Origin of the sequence: Achromobacter sp. UBA5777, from assembly GCF_002418565.1 — a bacterium.
In the GTDB taxonomy this organism is placed as follows: Bacteria; Pseudomonadota; Gammaproteobacteria; order Burkholderiales; family Burkholderiaceae_B; genus Achromobacter; species Achromobacter animicus.
In genome coordinates, this window is the sequence record NZ_DIEJ01000134.1 from 33,924 (window position 1) to 40,278 (window position 6,355).

The window sequence follows — 6,355 nt, forward strand, 5'->3', positions numbered from 1 at the left end:
CGTCCCTGTTTTCTACGGACTTCGGTATTCGGCACAGCGTCCCAGCTTGCGCGCCCTCACGTTCCCGCGCGGGCGCAACACGATGAGCATACTCTTTCAGATGGCTTTCGTTTTTTGTGCGTTTTACTGAAGAAGCGAACAAAAAACAATCTTGCGGTGCGTCATTATTTTTCGCTTTTGTTGTTTTATCATTCGATCATGACACTGAATCCACGACAGAGCGCGCTGATCGAAATGGTGCGGGCCCAAGGCTCGGCCTCGATCGAAGAGCTTGCCAAACGTTTCGACGTCACGCTGCAGACCGTGCGGCGGGACGTCAACATCCTTTCGGAAGCCGGCCTGCTGTCGCGGTTTCACGGCGGGGTGCGCATTGAAGCCTCCACCATCGAGAACATCGCCTACCGCAAGCGCCAAGGGCTGCACGCCGCCGGCAAGCAGCGCATCGCCGAAGCGGTGGCGCGCGCGGTGCCGGACGGCTGTTCGCTGATTCTGAACATCGGCACCACCACCGAGGCCATTGCGCGCGCGCTGCTGCGCCATCGCGGGCTGCGCGTCATTACGAACAACCTGCACGTGGCCGACATCCTGTCCGACAACCCGGATTGCGAAGTCATCGTCGCCGGCGGCGTGGTGCGCTCGCGCGACCGCGGCATCGTCGGCGAAGCCACGATGGATTTCATCCGGCAGTTCAAGGTCGACATCGGCCTGATCGGCATTTCGGGCATCGAGGCCGACGGCACCCTGCGCGATTACGACTTCCGCGAAGTGCGTGTGGCACGCACGATCATCGAGCAGTCGCGCGAGGTCTGGCTGGCCGCCGACAGCAGCAAGTTCAAGCGCCAGGCCATGGTGGAACTGGCGCATATCTCGCAGATCGACCGCTTCTTCACCGACGCGCATCCGCAGGAACCGCTGGCACAAGTGTTGCTGGACGCTGGCGTGCGCTGCGACGTCGCCGCCGCACCGCACGTCCCCAAACCTACACCCTGATCCGCGCGCCGCCGCGGACGCATCGTCCGCGCAAGCCCCGCCGGCAAGCACATCGACGCATTTACCTCGCGGCCCTGCCGCCCTAAAAGAACATGAACCAACCCCTCGCCTCCGTCACCCCGCCCGACCGCAGCCGTCTTCTGAACACGCTGGACAACACGCATTCCTGGGACGTCATCGTCATCGGCGGCGGCGCGACCGGCCTGGGCACGGCGGTCGACGCCGCCGCGCGCGGCTACCGGACGCTGCTGATCGAAGGCGCCGACTTCGCCAAGGGCACGTCCAGCAAGGCCACCAAGCTGGTGCACGGCGGCGTGCGCTATCTGGCGCAAGGCAACGTCAGCCTGGTGCGCGAGGCCCTGCATGAACGCGGCCTGCTCAACCGCAACGCGCCGCACCTGGTGTGGCCGCTGGGCTTTGTGGTGCCGGCCTACACGATGCTGGACCAGCCGTTCTACGGCATCGGCCTGAAGATGTACGACATGCTGGCCGGCAAGCTGAACCTGTCGCCCAGCCGCTGGCTGTCGCGGCGCGAAACGCTGGCTAACGCCCCTACCCTTGCTGAAACCGTCAGCGGGCGCAGCCTGAAGGGCGGCGTGCTGTACTACGACGGTCAGTTCGACGACGCGCGCCTGGCCATGAGCCTGATGCGCACGCTCTTTGACCTGGGCGGCACGGCCGTCAACTACGTGCGCGCCACGGGCCTGACCACCACCAACGGCAAGGTCGACGGCGTGACCGCAGAGGACGTGATCGGCGGCGCGTCGTTCACGCTGCGCGCGCGCTGCGTGGTCAACGCCACCGGCGTGTGGGTGGACGCCGTGCGCCGCATGGAAGACAAGAACGCGCAGACGATGGTCGCGCCCAGCCAGGGCGTGCACCTGACGCTGCCGCAGGATTTCCTGCCCGGCAAGCGTGCCGTGCTGATTCCCAAGACCGACGACGGCCGCGTGCTGTTCGTGGTGCCATGGAACGGCCACACCATCGTCGGCACCACCGACACGCCGCGCCAGGATCTGCCGCTTGACCCGGATGCCGGCGCACAGGACGTGGATTTCATCCTGAGCACCGCCGCGCGCTATCTCAGCCGCAAGCCGACGCGCGACGACGTGACCAGCGTCTGGGCCGGCCTGCGTCCGCTGGTCAAGGCGACCGGCGAAGCCTCCACCAAGAAGCTGTCGCGCGAGCACACGATTCTGGTGTCCAAGGCCGGACTCGTGACCGTCACCGGCGGCAAGTGGACGACGTACCGCCGCATGGCGCAGGACGTGGTCGACACCGCCATCCAGCATCAGCTGCTGACGCAGGCCTCGTGCCGCACCGAATCGCTGCCGCTGCATGGCGCCAATGGTCTTGCCCCGTCGCAGGAACACGCCGGCACGCCGGACAGCTACTACGGCAGCGATCTGGCGACGCTGCAGGCGTTGCCCGGCGCGCAGCGCATGCTGGTCAAGGCCAGCGGCCTGACCGAAGCGCACGTGCGTTTTGCGGCGCGATTCGAGCTGGCGCGCAGTGCCGAGGACGTGCTGGCGCGCCGCAACCGCGCGCTGTTCCTGGATGCGGAGGCCGCGATGCTGGCCGCGCCGGAAGTGGCCCGCATCCTGGCCGAGGAACTGGGCCACGACGCGGCCTGGCAGCAGCGCACGCTGCAGGAACTGGCCACCGTCGCGGCGACCTATCGCCTGAAGTAATCCGCTACGGGAAACCGCTACGGCACGCGCAGGCGGCTTTCCCGGATCAACGATTCGAACACGCGCAGCAGGTCGGGATCGAACTTCGATCCCGACTCCTGGTTCAGGATGTCCATGATCTGCGTGTGCGAGCGCGCCGGATGGTAGGGCCGCGTATCGCCCAGCGCATCGTAGGAATCGGCCACCGAGATGATCCGCGCATGCAGCGGAATGGCGTGGCCAGCAAGACCGTCCGGATAACCGGAGCCGTCGACATGCTCGTGATGGTGCCGCACCGCCAGCGCAATGACTTCGCGCTGCGGCATCGCCGTCTGCATGATGAGTGCAGCGCCCGCCGCGGCGTGCGCCTTCATGATTTCCCAGTCTTCCCATACCAGCCGGTGCGGGCTATGTAGCACACGATCGGGCGTGGCGATCTTGCCCACATCGTGAAGCCTCGCGGCCACGGCAATGACGTCCACCTCGTGCTCGGGCAGTCCACAAGCCCCGGCCAGCGCCACGCTCAGCGCAGCCACTCTATTGCAATGCCGGCCGGTGGCCGGGTCACGCGCCTGTATTGCGGCAAAGAGCGCCGCTTCATAGGATCCTGCGGGGATGTCGGGTACGTCGGGGGGCATTGGAAAACTGCGCGCCGCAATGGCATGGCGGCGCGCGCATATCGGAAAGCCGGAATTCTGACACAATTCGCAACGATGTCCGGCCGCCGCACGTCGGGCGCGGGGCCGGGCTTCGCCTTCCTGCTGTTGTGCCGTGACGGCGTTCAGTCCTTCAGCCGTTCCAGCAGCGCCTTGGCCACGCCCACCGACGAGCCGGGATTCTGCCCCGTGATGAGCAGGCCGTCGCTCACTACATGCGACTGCCAGTCGGGGCCGCTGCTGTACAGGCCGCCCAGCTTTTTCAGCTCGTCTTCCACCAGGAACGGCACCACATCGGTCAGTTGCACGGCGGCTTCTTCCGCATTGGAAAAGCCCGTGACCTGCCTGCCCTGCACCAGCGGCTTGCCGTCCGCCGTCTTGGCGTGGCGCAGCACGCCCGGCGCATGGCACACGGCCGAAACCGGCTTGCCCGCAGCCAGCATGGTCTCGATCAGCGCCACCGATTTGGCGTCCTCGGCCAGGTCCCACAGCGGGCCGTGTCCGCCCGGGTAGAAGACCGCGTCGTAATCCGACGCCTGCACTTCGGATAGCCGGCGCGTGGACGCCAAAACGCGCTGCGCGTCCGCGTCTTTCTGGAAGCGGCGCGTGTCGTCGGTCTGCGCGTCAGGATCGTCGCTCTTGGGATCCAGCGGCGGCTGGCCGCCCAGCGGCGAGGCCAGCGTGATCTTCGCGCCCGCGTCCAGGAACGCGTAGTACGGCGCCGCAAACTCTTCCAGCCAGAAACCCGTCTTGCGGCCCGTGTTGCCCAGCGTGTCGTGGGAAGTCAGCACGATCAGGATGTTCATGTAGCGCTCCATTCGTCAGGGCCGACGCGCACAATGCGCTTGCCGGCGTTTTCACCCTTGAGCAGCCCGATCAGCCCGCGCGGGGCGTTCTCCAGGCCGTCGACCACGTCTTCACGGTACTTGATGCGTCCTTGCTTGATGAGGTCCTGCATGGCCTCGCGGAATTCGCCGTAGCGATGCGCGTATTCGTTGAAGATGATGAAGCCCTGCATCCGCAGGCGCTTTGTCAGGATGTTGCGCATCAGCAGCGCCAGGCGGTCCGGGCCCTCGGGCTGGCTGGTGGCGTTGTAGGCCGAGATCAGGCCGCAGACCGGGATGCGGGCGCGCGGGTTCAACAAGGGCAGCACGGCATCGAAGACCGCGCCGCCGACGTTTTCGAAGTACACGTCGATGCCTTGCGGTGCTGCCTTTGCCAAGCGCCCCGGCAGGTCCGGCTGACGGTGGTCCACGCATTCGTCAAAGCCCAGTTCTTCGACGACGTAGCGGCATTTGTCCGGCCCACCGGCAATGCCGACGACCCTGCAGCCATGAATCTTGGCGATCTGGCCGACCACCGCGCCGACCGCGCCGCTGGCCGCGGCCACGACGACCGTTTCGCCGGCCTTGGGTTGGCCGATGTCCAACAGCCCCATGTAGCCGGTGAAGCCCGGCATGCCCAGCACGCCCAGCGACCAGGACGGGTTTTCGGGGTTGGCGCCGAGGCGCAACAGGCCGGCGCCATCCGACACCGCGAAATCCTGCCAACCGGTCTGGGCCAGCACCCACTCGCCGACCTGGAACTGCGGATTATTGGAGGCGTGGACACGCGTCACGGTGCCGCCCACCATCGGCTCGCCGATCTGCACGGGGTCGGCGTAGGACGGCGCGTCGCTCATGCGGCCGCGCATGTAGGGGTCAAGCGACAGATAGACGGTGCGCAGCAGCACCTCGCCCGGTCCCGGTTGGGGAATGTCGCCGGTTTCCAGGCGGAAGTCGGCATCGGTGGGTTCGCCGTGCGGCCGGGCGGCCAGCACGATGCGGCGGTTGGTGGATGCGGATTGCGGCATGAGGTTCGGTCTCCTTCGTAGCGCCGGCCGGGCCTTGCGGACATCACCGGGCGGCAGGTTGGGGAACCGGCCCATTACACCACCCATGGCCGCGCAGCCGGCTTGAAACCCTGTTGATCGAACCCTCTTTTAATTAATTAAGTCTTTAATTAGAATCGGCCGCATGCCTTCCGCCTCTCCCCCTCCCGCCCGCCGGCCCGGCCGCCCGCCCCGTCCGGACAACGCCGCCGCCCGCGCCAATCTGCTGGATCTGGCGACGCAATTGTTCGCCGCCCAAGGCGTCGCCGCCACCACCATCGCCAATATTGCGCAGCGTGCCGGCGTCACGCCGGCGATGCTGCATTACTACTTCAAGAGCCGGGAACAGTTGATCGACGCGGTGGTGCTGGAACGGATCGTGCCCGTGATCGGGTTCGTGTGGGCGCCCGTGCCGCTGGAAGGCGATGGGGCCGCTGCAGGGGGAGCCAGCACCGGCGGTGACGCAGCCGTAGCGACCGCCGCCCCGCCCGACCCCGCCGCAGCCGCGCGCGGTTTCATCACCGAAGTGGTCGGTCGCGTGGTGCAAAGCGCCACGGAAAAGCCCTGGCTGCCTTCGCTGTGGATGCACGAGGTCGTCAACGAAGGCGGCCAGCTGCGCGATCGCGTGCTGCGCCATCTGCCGTCGGACCGGCTGCAGGCGTTTGCCGGCCTCATCGCCGAATGCCAGCGCCGCGGCGCCATCACACCGGGCGTGGAACCGCGCCTGGTGTTCCTGTCCATCCTGGGCCTGACCCTGCTGCCGCTCGCCACGTCCAACCTGTGGCGCCGCATCTGGCAGGACGACCCGGTGGCGCAGTCGATCGGCAACGAGGCGATTGCGGCACACGCCATTGCCATGCTGACCGGCGGCCTGTTTGCGCCGTCTCTACCCTTCCCGCCTCCAGGACGTTGACCATGCGCACCCTACGCCGCCTGTCCGCCCCCCTCGCCTTGCTGCCGCTCTTCGGCTGCGGCAACAACGACCAGCCGTTCTACCAGGGCTATGTCGAAGGCGATTACGTGTATGTCGCCTCGTCCGAACCGGGCCGCCTGGACACCCTGGCGGTGCGGCGCGGCCAGCAGGTAGACCTCAACCAGCCGCTATACGCGCTGGACGCCACGCGCGAAGCCGCGGCACGCGATCAGGCGCAGGCGGAGGTGGCCGCGGC

General features: G+C 67.0%; 7 protein-coding genes. 4 read left to right on the forward strand and 3 right to left on the reverse strand.

Going from position 1 to position 6,355, the window contains the following annotated elements:
• Positions 1–198: 198 nt before the first annotated feature.
• Entirely contained in the window at positions 199–990 is a 792-nt protein-coding gene (locus B3446_RS09980) for a DeoR/GlpR family DNA-binding transcription regulator (protein WP_224776955.1), read from the forward strand.
• A gap of 92 nt (positions 991–1,082) precedes the next feature.
• Positions 1,083–2,681 carry a glycerol-3-phosphate dehydrogenase/oxidase gene (locus B3446_RS09985; RefSeq protein WP_291380551.1) on the forward strand — a complete coding sequence of 533 codons (1,599 nt, stop codon included), beginning with the start codon at positions 1,083–1,085 and terminating at the stop codon, positions 2,679–2,681.
• A 17-nt stretch (positions 2,682–2,698) separates the two neighbouring features.
• Here B3446_RS09985 and B3446_RS09990 read toward each other — a convergent pair whose 3' ends face one another.
• The 3 genes from B3446_RS09990 to B3446_RS10000 all read right to left on the reverse strand — a co-directional run bounded on the left by B3446_RS09990 (position 2,699) and on the right by B3446_RS10000 (position 5,168).
• Positions 2,699–3,298: an HD-GYP domain-containing protein gene (locus tag B3446_RS09990; protein WP_291380553.1), complete on the reverse strand. Its 600-nt coding sequence runs from the start codon at positions 3,296–3,298 to the stop codon at positions 2,699–2,701.
• A gap of 143 nt (positions 3,299–3,441) precedes the next feature.
• Positions 3,442–4,122 (reverse strand): type 1 glutamine amidotransferase domain-containing protein, encoded by a 681-nt coding sequence (locus B3446_RS09995; RefSeq protein ID WP_175136663.1) that lies wholly within the window; start codon positions 4,120–4,122, stop codon positions 3,442–3,444.
• The gene (locus tag B3446_RS10000) at positions 4,119–5,168 is read right to left on the reverse strand and encodes an NADP-dependent oxidoreductase (RefSeq protein ID WP_291380556.1); all 1,050 of its coding nucleotides are present in this window, start codon (positions 5,166–5,168) and stop codon (positions 4,119–4,121) included. Before B3446_RS10000 ends, B3446_RS09995 begins: the two co-directional genes overlap by 4 nt.
• 163 nt (positions 5,169–5,331) lie before the next feature.
• On the opposite strand from B3446_RS10000, the gene B3446_RS10005 reads away from it, so the two are divergent.
• Positions 5,332–6,099, forward strand: coding sequence for a TetR/AcrR family transcriptional regulator (locus B3446_RS10005; RefSeq protein WP_291380558.1), 768 nt, complete (start codon positions 5,332–5,334; stop codon positions 6,097–6,099).
• Positions 6,100–6,101: 2 nt separating this feature from the next.
• Positions 6,102–6,355: biotin/lipoyl-binding protein (locus tag B3446_RS10010; RefSeq protein ID WP_291380560.1), on the forward strand; the 254-nt coding region annotated here is incomplete at its 3' end.